We start from the raw sequence: 17939 nt of genomic DNA, 5'->3' as shown, positions 1-17939 counted from the left end.
AAGTGGTCTATACCTCTGACACTAGGGTGGGGTGGGTCACCCGATACCAGGATATGCACAGCCGTGGGGGGCTTTATGTCCGTGCGTCACTTACCGCAACCACCGTCCGATCAGGAGCTCTACTGGTACTTCGGGCCGCAGCGCCGCTGGGTACTGATCAGCTCCTCGCTCGCCTTCGTACTCACGGCGGCGACCATGCTCACCTTCGCCCTGCGCACACCGGCCCTCTGGGCCTTTCTCGCGGTGCTCTCGCTGAACGTCGTCGCGCTCGCGCTGTCGTCGGTCAACAGCCTGCGCGCCCGCCGGCTGACCCGGCGTTCGCACGAGGTGCTCGTCCACGCCTGGGACCCGCCCGAACTGCCCACCGTCGACCTCTACCTGCCGACCTGCGGGGAACCGCTCGACGTGCTGGAGAACGCCTACCGGGCGGTCGCCGCCCTGGACTGGCCGGACGCGCTGACCGTCTGGGTACTGGACGACGCCGACAGCCCCGAGGTGGCCGCGCTGGCCGCCGCGTACGGCTTCCGTTACGTCGTCCGGCCCGACCGCGGCCATCTGAAGAAGGCGGGCAACCTCAACCACGCGCTCACCCTGAGCAGCGCCGAGCACATCGCCATCCTGGACGCCGACTTCGCGCCCAGGCCCGACTTCCTGCGCCATCTGGTGCCGTATCTGGCCGACCCCGGCGTCGGCATCGTGCAGAGCCCGCAGTGCTTCGACACCGACGAGACCATGGGGTGGATCCAGCGCGCGGCCGGCTCGGCGCAGGAGTGGTTCTTCCGCTGGATCCAGCCGTCCCGCGACGCGAGCGACGCGGCGATCTGCTGCGGGAGCAACGCCGTCTACCGGCGCAGCGCCATCGACCGGGCCGGCGGCTTCGCCCGGCTCGACCACAGCGAGGACCTGTACACCGGACTCGCCCTGCACGCCGAGGGGTTCAGGACCCTGTACGTGCCGGTGCTGGTCGCCAAGGGCACCTCGCCGGACAACCTCGCCTCCTACCTCAACCAGCAGTACCGCTGGGCGATGGGCAACCTGCATCTGCTGAGCACCCCGGTCCTCAAGGAGATGGGCGCGCCCCGGCGGATGCGGCTGTGCTTCTACGAGGGGATCGTCGGCTATCTGACGACCGTGGTGAACACGTTCGCCGCGCCGCTGCCGCCGCTCGTGATGATGATCTGGTACCCGGACGACATCCGGCCCTGGCACGTGCTGCCGCTGCTCGCCCCGCTGTGGCTGTGGCACGTGCTGCTGCCGCAGGTCAGCCGGACCCGCTGGCGCGTCGAGGTGATCCGGGCCAACGTCCTGATGAGCGTCGCCGCCGGAGCCGCCGTCTGGCACACCCTGCGCGGGCGCAGCGCCGCCTGGGTGCCGACCGGGGCCGGCGGTGGCGGATCGGGCGCGCTGGCCCACCGGGTGGTGCTCGTCTCGCTCGGCTGGCTGGTCTGCTCCACCGCTGCGGCCGTCGCCGGGCTCGCCCTGGCCGTCGCCCGCAACGGCTGGGAGCCCAACTGGGGCCTCGGGCTCTATCTGCTGGTCCAGCTCCAGATCAACGTCCCGCTCGTACGGGACCTACTCACCGAGCTGCGTCCGGCCGCCGGGCCCCGGCCCGCCCGCGCCCCGCGCGGTTCGCGCACCGCCGTCCTGCCCCGGCGCTGGCCGGAGGCGCTGGCGGTCACCGCCACCCTCGTACTCACCGCACTGCTCGCGTCCGGCTGGGTCAACCCCATGCTGCCCTGGCTGAGCTGAAAGGCCCTCACCCGCGATGCCCACTCCCGCCACCGCCACCCGGCGGCCCGGCCGTCCCACCTCCCTGCCCGCATCCGCGTCCGCGCCCCGACCCGCCCACCGGACCCGCTTCCGTCCCGACATCGAGGGGCTGCGCGCGTTCGCCGTGCTGGCCGTCCTCGCCTTCCACGCCTCCGTACCGGGACTGGCCGGCGGCTTCATCGGCGTGGACGTCTTCCTCGTCATATCCGGCTACCTGATCACCGGCCTCCTGGTCCGGGAAGCCGTCACCACCGGACGCGTCCGGCTGGGCGAGTTCTTCTCCCGCCGGGCCCGCCGGCTGCTGCCGTCCGCGGCCGTGGTGCTGGCCGCGGTCGCGGCGGCCGGTGCCTGGCTGACGGTGCCGCTGCGCCGTACGGACCTGGAAAACGATGTCGTGGCCGCGGCCCTGTCGGTGGCCAACTGGCGGTTCGTCCACCAGCGCACCGACTATCTGGCGGCCGGCCAGGACGAGAGCCCGCTGCTGCACTTCTGGTCGCTGGCGGTCGAGGAGCAGTTCTATCTGTGCTGGGGCCCGCTGCTCGCCCTGCTGGCCGCCCTCACCGCCCGCGCGGTGCGCCGGGGACGGGCCCTGCGGCCGGTGGCCGTCGCCGTCACCGCCGTACTGACGCTGGTCTCCTTCGCCCTGGCGCTGCGCTGGACGGGCGACTCCGTCTCGCTGGCGTACCTCGGTACGCCGTCCAGGGTCTGGCAGTTCGGGGTCGGGGCGCTGCTGGCGCTGCTGCCCTGGCATCTGGTGCCGGGGCCGCGCGTGCTGCGGCTGCTGTGCGGCTGGGCGGGCGCGGGGGTGCTGGTGTGGTGCGTGCTGCGGTACGACGCCTCGACCCCGTACCCCGGATACGCGGCGCTCGCCCCGACCCTGGCGACGGCGGCGGTCCTGCTGGCGGGGGCGCCAGGCCGGGGCTCCGGCACGCCCTCGCGCTACGGAGTCGGGCGGCTGCTGGGGCTGCGCGGCCCCCGTGCGCTCGGGCGGCTGTCGTACACGCTGTACCTGTGGCACTGGCCGGTGCTCGTCCTGGCCGAGGCCCGCTACGGCACCCTGGACTGGCCGGTCCGGGTGGCGCTCACGGCCGCCGCCGTGCTGCCGGCCCTGGCGACCCGGCGCTGGATCGAGAAGCCACTGCGGCACAACCGTACGGTCTCCGAGCTGCCCCGGCGCGGTCTCGCGCTGGGCGTCGCGTCCGTCGTCATCCCGGTCGTCCTGGCCCTGGTGGTCGGCACCACCACGCTGCGGCTGCTCGGCCCGGCCACCCCGGTGGACATGAAGGGCCTGCCGCCCGGCGCGGTCACCGGCCCCACCCTGCTGGCCCGGACCGCCGGGGCGGCGGCCCCCGAGGGCCCCGTCGTGCCGAACCCGGTCCAGGCCCGCAAGAGCTTCCCGCCGGACGGGGAGTGCGAGGTGGCCCCGGCGGTGACGAGCAGCCCGCCCTGCCTGTTCGGGGCGGTGGACAGCCCCGACCGGATCGTCCTGCTCGGCGACTCGCACGCCGGGCAGTGGTTCTCGCCGATGCTCAGCCTGGCCGCCCGGCGCGGCTGGGCGCTCCAGGAGCTGGTGAAGCAGGGCTGCCCGCTGCCGGAGCTGTCGGTGGTGAACCCGCAGCTGGGGCGGACGTACCACGAGTGCGACACCTGGCGGAAGGACAGCCTGGAGCGGCTGGCCGCAGGCCCCCGGCCCCGGCTCGTCGTCATCTCCTCGCTGAACCGCTACACGGACGACGAGCGCGCGCTGCTCAGGGGCTGGGAGCGGACGCTGAAGCCGCTGCGGGCGCTCGGGGTGCCGATCGTGTACATCGAGGACACCCCGATCCCCGGCCGCGACGTCCCCGCCTGCGTCTCCGGCCACCTCACGGACCCGGAGGCCTGTGCCTTCGACCGGAAGAAGTCCCGGTGGCCCGACCCGCTGGCGCGGAAGGCGGCGGCCGGCGCGCTGCCGGGGGTGCGGACCGTCTCGGTGAACCCGGTGCTGTGCCCGGCCGCCGGTCCGACGTGCCCGGTGGTCCTGGACCGGGTGCTGCTCTACCGCGACGACACCCATCTGACCGATGTGGCCGCCGTGGTGCTGGCCCCCCGCCTGGAACGGCTCCTCACCGAAGCCGCGGGCCTGGCCGGCGGGGGCGGGGACGGCGGCGGGGACGGGGACGGCGGCGGGGCGTCCCGCGAGGGCTGGACGACCCTGCTGGACGAGAGGTTCGACGGCCCGGCGGGCAGCCGCCCGGCGGCCTCCCGGTGGCTGTACGACAAGGGCACCTGCTATCCGGGCTGCCCGGCCGCGCAGTGGGGCACGGGCGAGATCGAGACCATGACGGACTCCGCGGACAACGTCCGGCTGGACGGCAAGGGGGCCCTGGAGATCGTGCCCACGCGGCGCGACGGGCGGTGGTACTCGGGCCGCATCGAGTCCCGGCGCTCCGACTTCGCGCCGCCGCCCGGCGGGGTGCTGCGCATCGAGGCGTCGATCGCCCTGCCGGACGTGTCGGGCGCGGCCGCCGCGGGCTACTGGCCGGCGTTCTGGACGATGGGCGCCAAGCTGCGCGACGGGTACACCGGCTGGCCGGCCACCGGCGAGATCGACGTCATGGAGTCCGTCAACGGGCGCGACGCGGTCTTCGGCACCCTGCACTGCGGGACCCTGGACGGCGGCCCCTGCCGGGAGCCGGTGGGGCTCACCTCGCCCCGGCAGAAGTGCGCGGGCTGCCGCGGCGCGTTCCGCACGTACGCCGTGGAGGTCGACGCCACACCCGGCGCCGAGGAGATCCGCTGGTACCTGGACGACCGGGTGTACCACCGGGTGAAGGCGTCCACGACGGGCCGCGAGGCCTGGGACGAGGCGCTGTCGCGCGGCCAGTTCCTGATCCTGAACGTGGCGATGGGCGGAGCGCTCCCGGCCGCCGACGGCGGTACGCCGGGCCCCGCGACGGAACCGGGCCACCCGATGCGGGTCGACCGGGTCACCGTGTCCACCCGGGAGGGTGCCTCCTAGGCGGGCTCCCCCGCCGCCGCGAAGGCGCCCCGGGCCAGTCGGTGCAGCAGTGCGGCGGTCTCCGCACGCCCCGGCAGGGCACCGGGGCTCGGGGTCGGTCCGGAGGCCCCCCGCGGCGTCGCGGCGGGCCTCCGGACCGACCCCAGATGGGGGGTGGAGTTGAGGAGGCCGAAGACGGCGTGGACGGTGGCGCGGGCCTCGTGCTCGGGGAGGTCCGGGTAGAGGTCGCGGACGACGGCGACCCACACCTCGACGTACTGCCGCTGGAGCCGGCGCACCCGCTTGCGGTCGGTGTCCCGCAGGCGGTCCAGCTCGCGGTCGTGCAGGGTGATCAGGGGGCGGTCGTCGAGGGCGAAGTCGATGTGGCCCTCGATGAGCGCGTCCAGCAGGGCCTCCGGCGATCCGTCGCCGGAGGCGGCGTCCTCCGACACCCGGAGCTTCCCGCCGGTCAGCAGGCGTTCGCTGATGCCGACGAGCAGCTCGGCGAGCATCGCGTCCTTGCCGGGGAAATGCCGGTAGAGACCGGGGCCGCTGATGCCGACGGCGGCCCCTATCTCGTCGACGCCGACACCGTGGAAGCCGCGCTCGGCGAAGAGGCGGGCGGCCTCCCGGAGGATCTGCTCGCGGCGGGTGGGGGCCGCGACGCGGGCGGCATGGGTGCTCATGAGCAGCCATTCTAGACAGGCGGGTTAGCGCTCGTTAACCTGTAGCGACGTTAACGCTCATTAACCGAGTGGCGTGGACGCTCAGGAACACCGCGGTACGGGCAAGGGGGCTCGACAGGATGCAGCAGGCACCGGTGCTGGCGAGCGCGGCCGATCCCGCCTCGGAGGCTTGGCAGGCCAACGAGGCGGCGCATCACGCGCTCACGGACGAGCTGCGCAAGCGGCTCGCCACGGCCAGGCTGGGCGGGGGTGAGAGGTCCCGCGCCCGGCACGTGGCGCGCGGCAAACTGCTGCCCCGCGATCGGGTGGACACCCTGCTCGACCCCGGCTCGCCCTTTCTGGAACTGGCCCCGCTGGCCGCCGAGGGGCTGTACGGGGGCGCCGCGCCGGCCGCCGGGGTGATCGCCGGGATCGGCCGGGTCAGCGGGCGCGAGTGCGTGATCGTCGCCAACGACGCCACGGTCAAGGGCGGCACGTACTACCCGATGACCGTGAAGAAGCATCTGCGGGCCCAGGAGGTGGCGCTGGAGAACCGGCTCCCCTGTCTGTATCTGGTGGACTCGGGCGGCGCCTTCCTGCCGCTCCAGGACGAGGTCTTCCCCGACCGGGAGCACTTCGGCCGGATCTTCTACAACCAGGCCCGGATGTCCGGCGCCGGCATCCCGCAGATCGCGGCGGTGCTCGGCTCCTGCACGGCGGGCGGGGCGTACGTCCCGGCGATGAGCGACGAGGCGGTCATCGTCCGCGGCCAGGGGACGATCTTCCTGGGCGGCCCGCCGCTGGTGAAGGCCGCCACCGGCGAGGTGGTCACGGCCGAGGAGCTGGGCGGCGGCGAGGTGCACTCGCGTACGTCGGGCGTCACCGACCACCTCGCGGAGGACGACGCGCACGCGCTCCGCATCGTGCGGAACATCGTGGCGACGCTGCCGGACCGGGCCCCGCTGCCCTGGTCGGTGCGGCCGGTCGAGGAGCCGAAGGTGGACCCGGCCGGGCTGTACGGCGCGGTCCCCGTCGACTCGCGCACCCCGTACGACGTGCGCGAGGTGATCGCGCGGGTGGTGGACGGCTCCCGGTTCGCCGAGTTCAAGGCGGAGTACGGCCAGACGCTGATCACCGGCTTCGCCCACATCCACGGCCACCCGGTCGGGATCGTCGCCAACAACGGCATCCTGTTCTCCGAGTCCGCCCAGAAGGGCGCGCACTTCATCGAGCTGTGCGACCAGCGCGCCATCCCGCTGCTGTTCCTGCAGAACATCTCGGGCTTCATGGTCGGCCGGGACTACGAGGCCGGCGGCATCGCCAAGCACGGCGCGAAGATGGTCACCGCCGTCGCCTGCGCCCGCGTCCCGAAGCTCACCGTGGTGGTCGGCGGCTCCTACGGGGCGGGCAACTACTCCATGTGCGGCCGCGCCTACAGCCCCCGGTTCCTGTGGATGTGGCCCAACGCCAAGATCTCGGTCATGGGCGGCGAGCAGGCCGCCTCCGTCCTCGCCACGGTCAAGCGCGACCAGCTGGGCGACGACTGGAGCGCCGAGGACGAGGAGGCGTTCAAGGCGCCGATCCGCGAGCAGTACGAGACCCAGGGCAACGCCTACTACGCCACGGCCCGGCTCTGGGACGACGGGGTGATCGACCCGCTGGAGACCCGCCAGGTGCTGGGCCTCGCCCTGACCGCGTGCGCCAACGCCCCGTTGGGCGACGCCGGCTTCGGCGTCTTCCGGATGTGAGGAAGAGATGACGATGTTCGACACGGTCCTCGTCGCCAACCGGGGCGAGATCGCGGTCCGGGTCATCCGGACCCTGCGCGAGCTGGGCGTGCGCTCGGTCGCCGTCTTCAGCGACGCGGACGCCGACGCGCGGCACGTACGGGAGGCCGACACGGCGGTACGGATCGGGCCCGCGCCCGCCTCGGCGAGCTATCTGAGCGCGGACCGGCTCCTGGAGGCGGCCCGCCGCACCGGCGCGCAGGCCGTCCACCCCGGCTACGGCTTCCTCGCCGAGAACGCCGCGTTCGCCCGGGCGTGCACGGAGGCCGGGCTGGCCTTCATCGGGCCGCCCGCCGCCGCGATCTCGCTGATGGGCGACAAGATCCGGGCCAAGGAGACGGTCGCGGCGGCCGGCGTCCCCGTGGTGCCCGGCTCCTCCGGCAGCGGGCTGAGCGACGAGGCGCTGGCCGGGGCGGCGGCCGGGATCGGCATGCCGGTGCTGCTCAAGCCCTCGGCGGGCGGCGGCGGCAAGGGCATGCGGCTCGTCCGGGACGCGGCACTGCTCGCGGACGAGATCGCGGCGGCCCGGCGCGAGGCCCGCGCCTCCTTCGGCGACGACACCCTGCTGGTGGAGCGGTGGATCGACCGGCCGCGCCACATCGAGATCCAGGTCCTGGCCGACGCCCACGGCAACGTGGTGCACCTGGGCGAGCGCGAGTGCTCCCTCCAGCGCCGCCACCAGAAGATCATCGAGGAGGCCCCGTCCGTCCTGCTGGACGAGGCGACGCGCGCCGCCATGGGCGAGGCGGCCGTGCAGGCGGCCCGCTCCTGCGGCTACGTCGGCGCGGGCACGGTGGAGTTCATCGTGCCGGGCAACGACCCGTCCTCGTACTACTTCATGGAGATGAACACCCGGCTCCAGGTCGAGCACCCGGTCACCGAGCTGGTCACCGGCCTGGACCTGGTCGAGTGGCAGCTGCGGGTCGCGGCCGGTGAACCGCTGCCGTACGGCCAGGACGACATCACGCTCACCGGGCACGCCGTGGAGGCCCGGGTCTGCGCCGAGGACCCGGCGCGCGGCTTCCTGCCCTCCGGCGGCACCGTGCTGGCGCTCCACGAGCCGCAGGGCGGCGGGGTGCGCACCGACTCGGGGCTCGGCGAGGGCGGCGAGGTCGGCAGCCTGTACGACCCGATGCTGTCCAAGGTCATCGCGTACGGCCCCGACCGGGCGACCGCCCTGCGCCGGCTGCGGGTGGCCCTGGCGGACACGGTCGTCCTCGGCGTCCCGACCAACGCGGGCTTCCTGCGCCGGCTGCTCGCCCATCCGGCGGTGGTGGCGGGCGAGCTGGACACCGGTCTGGTGGAGCGCGAGGTGGACGGGCTGGTGCCGGAGGGCGTGCCGGAGGAGGTGTACGCGGCCGCCGCGCTGCTGCGGCGGCACAGCCGGGCCGCCGCGGCCCGCCCGGCCGCCGGTGCCTGGGCCGACCCGTTCTCGGCGGGGAACGGCTGGCGGCTCGGCGGCACCCCGGCCCGCACCGTGCGCGACTTCCGGATTCCCGGCCACGACCCGGTCCAGGTGAGCCTGCGCCCGTGCGGCGGCGGGGACACCGAGCTGACGTTCGGCCATGTCGGCGAGGGCCCGACGCCACCCGCCCCGGAGTCGGGCGCCTGCGGGCCGCTCGGACCGCTGCCGGGCACCGCGGAGAAGGCCAGGACGCTGTCGGTCGGCGACGGCCGCATCGCGCTGGAACTGGCCGGGGTCACGCATGTGTTCGCGTACGCCGTCTCCCCGGAGGGCCACTGGCTCGGCCGGGACGGCGACAGCTGGCACGTCCGGGACCACGACCCGGTCGAGGCGTCGCTGACCGGCGCCGCCCGCTCCGGCGCCGACACGCTCGCCGCGCCCATGCCCGGCACGGTGACCGTGGTGAAGGTGGCCGTCGGGGACGAGGTCGTCGCCGGGCAGAGCCTGCTGGTGGTGGAGGCGATGAAGATGGAGCACGTCATCTCCGCGCCGCACGCCGGCACCGTCACCGCGCTCGACGTCACCGCGGGCACCGCGGTGGCCATGGACCAGGTGCTGGCCGTCGTCGCGCCGGCCGACGCCGCCGGGGAGGACGCGTGACGACCGCCGACCGCGCCCTGCCGATGACCGTCCCCGCCGACGGTCTGCCCGCCCGCGTCCGCATCCACGAGGTCGGCGCCCGCGACGGGCTGCAGAACGAGAAGACGACCGTCCCGACCGCGGTGAAGGCGGAGTTCATCCGCCGGCTCGCGGTCGCCGGGCTGACCACGATCGAGGCGACGAGCTTCGTGCATCCCAAGTGGGTGCCCCAGCTCGCCGACGCCGAGGAGCTGTACCCGCTGCTCGGCGACATCGCGGACGTGGGCGACGTGACGCTGCCGGTCCTCGTGCCGAACGAACGCGGGCTGGACCGGGCGCTGGCGCTGGGCGCCCGCTCGATCGCGGTGTTCGGCTCGGCCACGGAGACGTTCGCGCGGCGCAACCTCAACCGGACGGTCGACGAGTCGCTGGCCATGTTCGCGCCCGTGGTGGCCCGCGCCAGGGCGGACGCGGTGCGGGTGCGCGGCTACCTGTCGATGTGCTTCGGCGACCCGTGGGAGGGCGCGGTGCCCGTGCCGCAGGTCGTCCGGGTCGCGAAGGCGCTGATGGACCTCGGCTGCGACGAGCTGTCCCTCGGCGACACCATCGGGGTCGCCACCCCCGGCCATGTACAGGCCCTGCTCACGGGGCTGAACGAGGCCGGTGTGCCCACCGACGCGATCGGGGTGCATTTCCACGACACGTACGGGCAGGCCCTGTCCAACACCCTGGCCGCGCTGCGGCACGGCGTGTCCGTGGTGGACGCGTCGGCCGGCGGCCTCGGCGGCTGCCCGTACGCGAAGAGCGCGACCGGAAACCTGGCCACCGAGGATCTCGTGTGGATGCTCGACGGCCTCGGCATCGAGACCGGGGTCGATCTCGGCGAGCTGACCGCCACCAGCGTGTGGCTCGCCGAACACCTGGGCCGACCCAGCCCTTCCCGTACCGTCCGCGCACTCGCGGCACAGTGACATCCCACAAGGAGAACGTCCCCATGTCCCTGGACCACCGGCTGACCGCCGAGCACGAGGAACTGCGGCGCACCGTCGAGGAGTTCGCGCACGACGTCGTCGCCCCGAAGATCGGCGACTTCTACGAGCGGCACGAGTTCCCGTACGAGATCGTGCGCGAGATGGGGCGGATGGGCCTGTTCGGGCTGCCGTTCCCGGAGGAGTACGGCGGGATGGGCGGCGACTACCTCGCGCTCGGCATCGCCCTGGAGGAGCTGGCCCGCGTCGACTCCTCGGTGGCGATCACGCTGGAGGCCGGGGTGTCGCTGGGCGCGATGCCGGTGTACCGCTTCGGCACCGAGGAGCAGAAGCGGCGCTGGCTGCCGAAGCTGTGCTCGGGCGAGGCGCTGGGCGCGTTCGGCCTGACCGAGCCGGACGGCGGTTCGGACGCGGGCGGCACCCGTACGACCGCCGTGCGCGACGACGCCACCGGCGAGTGGGTGATCAACGGCTCCAAGTGCTTCATCACCAACTCCGGCACCGACATCACCGAGTTGGTGACGGTGACGGCGGTGACCGGCCGCAAGGAGAACGGCGCCCCGCTGATCTCGTCCATCATCGTCCCGTCCGGCACCCCCGGCTTCACGGTGGCCACCCCCTACTCCAAGGTCGGCTGGAACGCCTCGGACACCCGTGAGCTGTCCTTCGCCGACGTCCGCGTCCCGCTGGAGAACCTGCTGGGCGAGGAGGGCCGGGGCTACGCGCAGTTCCTGCGCATCCTGGACGAGGGCCGCATCGCCATCGCGGCGCTCTCGACGGGCCTGGCGCAGGGCTGTGTGGACGAGTCGGTGAAGTACGCCGCCGAGCGGCACGCGTTCGGGAAGCCGATCGGCGCCAACCAGGCGATCCAGTTCAAGATCGCGGACATGGAGATGCGCGCGCACATGGCCCGCATCGGCTGGCGGGACGCGGCGTCCCGGCTGCTGGCCGACGAGCCGTTCAAGAAGGAGGCGGCGATCGCCAAGCTGTACTCCTCGACCGTGGCCGTGGACAACGCCCGTGAGGCGACGCAGATCCACGGCGGCTACGGCTTCATGAACGAGTACCCGGTGGCCAGGATGTGGCGGGACTCCAAGATCCTGGAGATCGGCGAGGGCACCAGCGAGGTGCAGCGCATGCTGATCGCCCGCGAACTCGGCCTCCAGGCCTGACGGACAGGCGGGCGGCCAGACGGGCGGAGAACCGTCGAAGAGGCGGGCGGAGAGGTGGACCGACGGGCGGACCGCAAGGCAGGTTAGGCTAACCTTCCTTTAACGTGTCACCCGCCGGTCTCCGGCGCGTACGAAAGCGGATTCCGTCATGAGCACCTCACGCGTGTCCCGTCCCACCCGCCGCGGCCTGCTGGCCATGGGAGGCGCCGTCGGCCTCGGCGCCGTGCTCGCGGCCTGCGGCGGTGACGGCGACGCGAAGGACTCCGCCGCCGCCGAGCCCAAGGGCGGGAACGCCGGGCCGTGGAAGTTCGAGGACGACCGGGGCAAGGTCGCCGAGGCCAAGTCCGTCCCGAAGAACATCGTCGCGTTTACCGGGGTCGCCGCCGCCCTGCACGACTACGGCATCGAGGTGAAGGCGGTCTTCGGGCCGACGAAGACCAAGGACGGCAAGCCCGATGTGCAGGCCGGCGACCTGGACATCGACAAGGTGGAGATCCTGGGCAACGTCTGGGGCGAGTTCAACGTCGAGAAGTACGCGGAGCTCGGCCCCGAGCTGCTGGTCACGGCGATGTGGGAGAAGGACGCCCTCTGGTACGTGCCGGACCAGTCCAAGGACAAGATCCTCCAGCTGGCCCCGAGCGTCGCCCTGTGGGCCGCCGGGACCACCGTCCCCAAGGCCATCCAGCGCCACGAGGACCTGGCGGCCTCGCTCGGCGCCGATGTGAAGTCGGCGGCGGTCACCGAGGCGAAGACCCGCTTCGAGAAGGCCGCCGCCCGGCTGCGCGCCGCCGCGAAGTCCAAGCCGGAGATCCGGGTGATGATCGGCTCGGCCAGCCAGGACCTGTTCTACGTCTCGCTCGCCAAGACGTCCGCCGACACCCTGTACTTCCAGGAGCTGGGCGTGGGGTTCGTCGAGCCCAAGGTGAACGCGGCGGGCTTCTTCGAGGAGCTGAGCTGGGAGAACGTCGGCAAGTACGACGCCGACGTCATCATGATGGACAACCGCTCCTCGGCGCTTCAGCCAGAGGCGCTGACCGCCAAGCCGACCTGGAACCAGCTGCCCGCCGTCAAGGCCGGCCAGGTGATCCCCCGCACCACCGAGCCGATCTACAGCTACGACAAGTGCGCGCCGATCCTGGAGGACCTGGCGAAGGCCATCGAGAACGCCAAGAAGGTCGCCTGACCCACCCCGCCCGTCCGGCGGTCCGGGACACCTCGCCCCGGACCGCCGGACGCCGCCGTTCCGGCCCCGTCTCAGTCCCCGGTCGTCTCCGAGGCCGGCCACGGCACCTGCGGCGAGCGGTAGTAGTCGATGCCCTGGGCGGTGAACCGCTCCCCGAGCCCGGCGAGCCGCACCTTGTACGTGTCCCAGTCGTGCGTCGAGGCCGGCGACCAGCCCAGCTCCGCGGCGCCGGGCAGCCGGGGGAACGCCATCGCGTCGAGGTCGTCGCTGTCGTCCAGCGTCTCCGTCCACATCGGCGCCTCGACGCCGAGCACGGCGTCCGCCGGGGCGCCGGTGAGGTAGGTCGCCGGGTCCCAGTCGTAGGAGCGCCGGACCTCGACCGGGCCGGCCCACTTGAGGCCCAGTTCGGTCTCGTCGTTGTACTTCATGTCGAGGTAGATCCGGTCCGCCGGGGAGAGCACCAGCCTGGTGCCGTTCTTCGCCGCGTCCACCACCTGCTGCCGGTCCGCCGCGCTGGTCCGGTCGTAGCCCCAGTACTGCGCGACCGCGCCCTTGACCGGGTCCGCCCCGGTGAGCTGGTGCCAGCCCATCACGGTCTTCCCGTACGCGCCGACGACCGCCTGGGCGCGGTCCATGATCTCGGTGTAGTCCTCGTGACTGGTGGAGTGCGCCTCGTCGCCGCCGATGTGCAGGTAGCGGCCGGGCGTGAGCGCGGCCACCTCGCGGACGACGTCGTCGATGAAGTCGTACGTCACGTCCTTGCCGGCGCACAGGGAGCTGAACCCGACCTTGATGCCGGTGTAGAGCGGCGGCGCGACCCCGTCGCAGTTCAGCTCGGCGTACGAGGCGAGGGCGGCGTTGGTGTGGCCGGGCAGGTCGATCTCCGGGACGACCTCCAGGTAGCGGGACGCCGCGTACCGGACGATCTCCTTGTACTGGGCCTTGGTGTAGTACCCGCCGGGTCCGCCGCCGACCTCGGTGGAGCCGCCGTACGTGGCCAGCTTCGGCCAGGAGTCCACGGCGATGCGCCAGCCCTGGTCGTCGGAGAGGTGGAGGTGGAAGGTGTTGATCTTGTACTGCGCGATCTGGTCGATGTAGCGCTTGACCTCGTCCACCGAGAAGAAGTGGCGCGAGACGTCGAGCATCGCGCCCCGGTACGCGTAGCGCGGGGTGTCGGTGATCGTGCCGCCGGAGACCCGCCAGGGGCCCTTCTGCGGACTGTCGCGCTCCACCCGGGCCGGGAACAGCTGACGCAGCGTCTGGACGCCGTGGAAGAGCCCCGCGGCCTTCCGGGCGGTGATGGTGACGGAGCGGCTCGTGGCGGTGAGGGTGTAGCCCTCCGCGCCGAGGCCGCCGGCGCGCGGGTCGATCCTGAGCCGGATGCCGTCGGCGGCGTCCCGGTCCGTGACCGGCAGGGCGAACCCGGTGGAGGGGCGCAGCACGTCCGCGAGGTAGTCGCCGATCCGGCGGGCGTCGCCGGAGGACGGGGTGGTCCGGATGCTGGTGGACGGGGTGAGGAGATACGGTTCGCCGCCGGGCCTGACCGAGGCCGGGGCGGGTACCACCTGGCCCAGCGGTCTCAGGGCCCGGGCAGCCGCGTCGGAGTCCGCGGCGGACGCCTCGGGGGCGACGCACGCGCTGGAGAGGCCGGCCGCCGCGACGAGCAGCAGCGAGCCGAGCAGTCGGGGAAGGGCACTGCGCCGGGCCGTGTGCAGTCTCACAAGCCTGGTCCCTTTCTTCGGGGGGTCACTCTGCCGGTTCCTTCGCGATCGCTGCCGGGGCCGTCGCCCCCGGCACCGTCGCCATGCGTACCGCGCGCCTTACGGCTGGTCAAGGTGTAGACCACTTCCCGGCGTTGGTCACCCAGGCGCCTCGGGGGCGTTTTGCGCCGTATGCGGGACTTCACCCCGTTGGCTCCGACCACTGCCGCGCGACCCCCTCCCGGAGCCCCCGAATCACCCCCGCGTAATCCACCCAAGTCAGAGAAAAGAGGACCACCAACCCCATTCCCTGCCCGAAATCGGGCAGGATTGTTGCGCTCGACCCCCGTCCGCAGCAGTATCGACGGGTGCTCGAACGCCGCTCGTCGTACGACGACCTCATTGACCACGTGGTGCGCAGCACCGCGCTCCCCCGCGGTGAAGCCGCGCGGGTGATCCTCGACGTCCTGGCGTACTTCGACGAGACGACCGAAGTCTTCGTGCGCCGCCGCCACCGCGAACTGCAGGCGGGCGGACTGGTGAACGCGGAGATCTTCGAGCGGATCGCGGCCGAACTGCCGCACCGCGCGGTCGCGCCGCCGGAGCTCTCGCTCCGCCAGCTGCGCCGCATCGTCTACGGCTGAGGCCGCCTCCCGGCCGGGTACCCCTTACTTCACGACGGAGGACAGAACTCTTCATGTGCGGAATCGTCGGATACATCGGAAAGCGTGACGTGGCCCCGCTGCTGCTGGAGGGCCTGCAGCGGCTGGAGTACCGCGGTTACGACTCCGCCGGCATCGTGATCACCGGAAAGCCCGCGGCCGGGAAGCCCGCCGCGCTGAAGTCGGTCAAGGCCAAGGGCCGGGTCCGCGAGCTGGAGTCCCGGGTGCCCAAGCGCTTCGCCGGGACGACCGGGATCGCCCACACCCGCTGGGCCACCCACGGCGCCCCCAGCGACGAGAACGCCCACCCGCACCTGGACGCCTCGGGCCGGGTCGCCGTCGTGCACAACGGGATCATCGACAACGCCGCCGAACTGCGCGCCCGGCTGACCGCCGAGGGCGTCGTGTTCCTCTCCGAGACCGACACCGAGGTGCTGGTCCACCTGATCGCCCGCTCGCAGGCCGCGACGCTGGAGGAGAAGGTCCGCGAGGCGCTGCGCTCCGTCGAGGGCACCTACGGCATCGCCGTCCTGCACGCCGACTTCCACGACCGCATCGTGGTGGCCCGCAACGGCTCGCCGGTCGTCCTCGGCATCGGCGAGAAGGAGATGTTCGTCGCCTCCGACGTCGCCGCCCTGGTCGCCCACACCCGCCAGGTCGTCACGCTCGACGACGGCGAGATGGCCACCCTCAAGGCCGACGACTTCCGCACGTACACCACGGAGGGCTCGACCACGACGGCCACGCCGACCACCGTGGAGTGGGAGGCCGAGTCGTACGACATGGGCGGCCACGACACGTACATGCACAAGGAGATCTCCGAGCAGGCGGACGCCGTCGACCGGGTGCTGCGCGGCCGGATCGACGACCGGTTCTCCACGGTGCACCTGGGCGGCCTCAACCTGGACGCCCGCGAGGCGCGCGGGGTCCGCCGCATCAAGATCCTGGGCTGCGGCACCTCGTACCACGCGGGCCAGATCGGCGCCCAGCTGATCGAGGAGCTGGCCCGCATCCCCGCGGACGCCGAGCCCGCCTCCGAGTTCCGCTACCGCAACCCGGTCGTGGACCCCGACACGCTGTACGTCGCGGTGTCCCAGTCCGGCGAGACGTACGACGTGCTGGCGGCCGTCCAGGAGCTGAAGCGCAAGGGCGCGCGGGTGCTGGGCGTGGTCAACGTGGTCGGTTCGGCGATCGCCCGCGAGGCGGACGGCGGTACGTATGTGCACGCCGGGCCCGAGGTCTGCGTGGTCTCCACCAAGTGCTTCACCAACACCGTGGTCGCCTTCGCGCTGCTCGCCCTGCACCTGGGCCGCATCCGGGACCTGTCGGTGGCGGACGGCAAGCGGATCATCGACGGCCTGCGCAGGCTGCCCGCCCAGATCAGCGAGATCCTGGAGGGCGAGGACGAGATCAAGCGGCTGGCCGCCGAGTACGCGGACGCGAAGTCGATGATGTTCATCGGGCGCGTGCGCGGCTATCCGGTGGCCCGCGAGGCGTCGCTGAAGCTCAAGGAGGTCTCGTACATCCACGCCGAGGCGTACCCGGCCTCCGAGCTGAAGCACGGTCCGCTGGCGCTGATCGAGCCCGCGATGCCGACCGTGGCCATCGTGCCGGACGACGACCTGCTGGAGAAGAACCGCGCCGCGATGGAGGAGATCAAGGCCCGCAGCGGCCGCATCCTCGCCGTGGCCCACCAGGTCCAGGAGAAGGCCGACCACACCATCGTCGTGCCGAAGAACGAGAACGAACTGGACCCGATCCTGATGGGCATCCCGCTCCAGCTCTTCGCGTACCACACGGCGCTGGCCATGGGCCGGGACATCGACAAGCCGCGCAACCTGGCGAAGTCCGTCACCGTCGAGTAGGCGGGCCCGCGTCGCACGGAGCGGCCCCGCGGTCACGGGAGGTGACGGCGGGGCCGCTTCCGGTTGCGCGGAGGTGGCGCGAACGCGCCGGCGGCGCCGTCACGGGCCGCGGCCGGGACGTCACGGGATGACGACGACGGGCCGCTGCGCGCGGCGGGCCAGCCGGCCGGCCACCGAGCCGAAGAGCTTGCCGACCAGGCCGTGCGTGGAGCCCACGACGATCGCGTCGGCCGAGTACTCCCGGCCGACCTCCTCCAGTTCGTGGCAGATGTCGCCGCCGCGCTCCACGAGCACCCAGGGCACCTCGGCGAGGTAGTCCGCGCAGGCGAGCTCCAGGCCGAGCACCTCGGTGCGGTGGTCCGGGACGTCCACGAAGACGGGGGGCTCGCAGCCCGCCCAGACGGTGGTCGGCAGCCGGTTGGCGACATGCACGATGATCAGCCCGGAGCCCGTCCTGCGGGACATGCCGATCGCGTAGGCGAGGGCCCGCTCGCTGGAGGTCGAGCCGTCGAAGCCGACGACGACCCCATGCCGGAAGGCGGGATCGCAGGGACTGCGCTCTTGTTCGGCCGCCAGCGGGTCCGACACGGGGTCGGCTACCTGCTTGCGGTCCGCGGGTTCGGGGATTTCGTGACCGGCCATCGGTGTCTCGGCGAAGAGAGTCCTCGTGAGGAGATCGACGTGGAAGGTGCGTCAGCGGGCGGTGTCGTGGTGTCCGGGAATCATCTTCCCAACCCCTTACCCCCAAGGGTACGGCCCCATTCCTCCATTGCCCGCACCGTGCACGGCGCATGCGGCGTTTTCCGGAGCATGCCCGAGACCGGGCCCGTCTGGCAATGCCGGTTGCCCCGTACACAGACGTACCGGCCACCGCCCGGTCCCCTTCCGGCGCCCGGCGCGAGCGGCTCCGGGGGGCCGGGACGGGCGTCGCCCCGGCGTACCGGAACCCACCCTTCCGGGGGAGCCGGGCGGACGCGGGGTGCCGTCCGGAACCGACCGCGCGGATTGCCGGCGGCCGTGGCCGGTGAACGGTATCCGGTGACCCCCCTCCGGCCGTCGCGCCGCCGGGCGCGTCGGACCCGCCCGATGCCCGCCCCGCCCAGCGAGGGGGCGCACGGGGGCGCA

Annotated in this window: 12 protein-coding genes; 9 read left to right on the top strand and 3 right to left on the bottom strand. The window is 72.9% G+C overall.

Annotated features, from left to right (window positions below; translation table 11 throughout):
- The first annotated feature begins 75 nt into the window (after positions 1 to 75).
- Together DNK56_RS06755 and DNK56_RS06750 are read left to right on the top strand one after the other, a co-directional pair.
- Positions 76 to 1749, top strand: coding sequence for a glycosyltransferase family 2 protein (locus DNK56_RS06755; RefSeq protein WP_199563861.1), 1674 nt, complete (start codon positions 76 to 78; stop codon positions 1747 to 1749).
- 16 nt (positions 1750 to 1765) lie between these two features.
- Entirely contained in the window at positions 1766 to 4768 is a 3003-nt protein-coding gene (locus DNK56_RS06750) for an acyltransferase family protein (RefSeq protein ID WP_111331391.1), read from the top strand.
- Here the strand turns inward: DNK56_RS06750 and DNK56_RS06745 are convergent.
- Complete coding sequence (locus DNK56_RS06745; RefSeq protein WP_111331389.1) at positions 4765 to 5433, bottom strand: SACE_7040 family transcriptional regulator; 669 nt, start codon at positions 5431 to 5433, stop codon at positions 4765 to 4767. The two genes, DNK56_RS06750 and DNK56_RS06745, sit on opposite strands and share 4 nt — an antisense overlap.
- A 119-nt stretch (positions 5434 to 5552) precedes the next feature.
- On the opposite strand from DNK56_RS06745, the gene DNK56_RS06740 reads away from it, so the two are divergent.
- From DNK56_RS06740 to DNK56_RS06720, 5 genes are all read left to right on the top strand, one after another.
- A complete protein-coding gene (locus DNK56_RS06740) occupies positions 5553 to 7160 on the top strand; it encodes a carboxyl transferase domain-containing protein (protein WP_111331387.1) in 1608 nt (535 codons plus the stop codon).
- Positions 7161 to 7173: 13 nt separating this feature from the next.
- On the top strand, positions 7174 to 9264 hold the full coding sequence (locus DNK56_RS06735; RefSeq protein ID WP_199563928.1) for an ATP-binding protein: 2091 nt from the start codon (positions 7174 to 7176) through the stop codon (positions 9262 to 9264).
- Between the two features lie 23 nt (positions 9265 to 9287).
- Complete coding sequence (locus DNK56_RS06730; protein WP_111335549.1) at positions 9288 to 10214, top strand: hydroxymethylglutaryl-CoA lyase; 927 nt, start codon at positions 9288 to 9290, stop codon at positions 10212 to 10214.
- A 23-nt stretch (positions 10215 to 10237) separates the two neighbouring features.
- Entirely contained in the window at positions 10238 to 11404 is a 1167-nt protein-coding gene (locus tag DNK56_RS06725; protein WP_111331383.1) for an acyl-CoA dehydrogenase family protein, read from the top strand.
- A 196-nt stretch (positions 11405 to 11600) separates the two neighbouring features.
- Entirely contained in the window at positions 11601 to 12587 is a 987-nt protein-coding gene (locus DNK56_RS06720) for an ABC transporter substrate-binding protein (RefSeq protein ID WP_111335547.1), read from the top strand.
- A gap of 71 nt (positions 12588 to 12658) precedes the next feature.
- Here the strand turns inward: DNK56_RS06720 and DNK56_RS06715 are convergent, their stop codons facing one another.
- Positions 12659 to 14308 (bottom strand): beta-N-acetylhexosaminidase, encoded by a 1650-nt coding sequence (locus DNK56_RS06715; protein ID WP_111331380.1) that lies wholly within the window; start codon positions 14306 to 14308, stop codon positions 12659 to 12661.
- A 347-nt stretch (positions 14309 to 14655) separates the two neighbouring features.
- On the opposite strand from DNK56_RS06715, the gene DNK56_RS06710 reads away from it, so the two are divergent.
- Together DNK56_RS06710 and glmS are read left to right on the top strand one after the other, a co-directional pair.
- Positions 14656 to 14931: a hypothetical protein gene (locus DNK56_RS06710; RefSeq protein WP_111331378.1), complete on the top strand. Its 276-nt coding sequence runs from the start codon at positions 14656 to 14658 to the stop codon at positions 14929 to 14931.
- A gap of 53 nt (positions 14932 to 14984) precedes the next feature.
- On the top strand, positions 14985 to 16814 hold the full coding sequence (gene glmS, locus DNK56_RS06705) for a glutamine--fructose-6-phosphate transaminase (isomerizing) (protein WP_111331375.1): 1830 nt from the start codon (positions 14985 to 14987) through the stop codon (positions 16812 to 16814).
- Positions 16815 to 16934: 120 nt separating this feature from the next.
- On the opposite strand, the gene DNK56_RS06700 is transcribed toward glmS, so the two are convergent.
- Positions 16935 to 17456 (bottom strand): universal stress protein, encoded by a 522-nt coding sequence (locus DNK56_RS06700; RefSeq protein ID WP_111331372.1) that lies wholly within the window; start codon positions 17454 to 17456, stop codon positions 16935 to 16937.
- Between the last annotated feature and the right edge of the window lie 483 nt (positions 17457 to 17939).

It is taken from the genome of Streptomyces sp. AC1-42W, from assembly GCF_003248355.1.
Lineage (GTDB): Bacteria > Actinomycetota > Actinomycetes > Streptomycetales > Streptomycetaceae > Streptomyces.
Note: the sequence above shows the minus strand (reverse complement) of the source record. Positions and strands in the feature narration are given on the sequence as shown.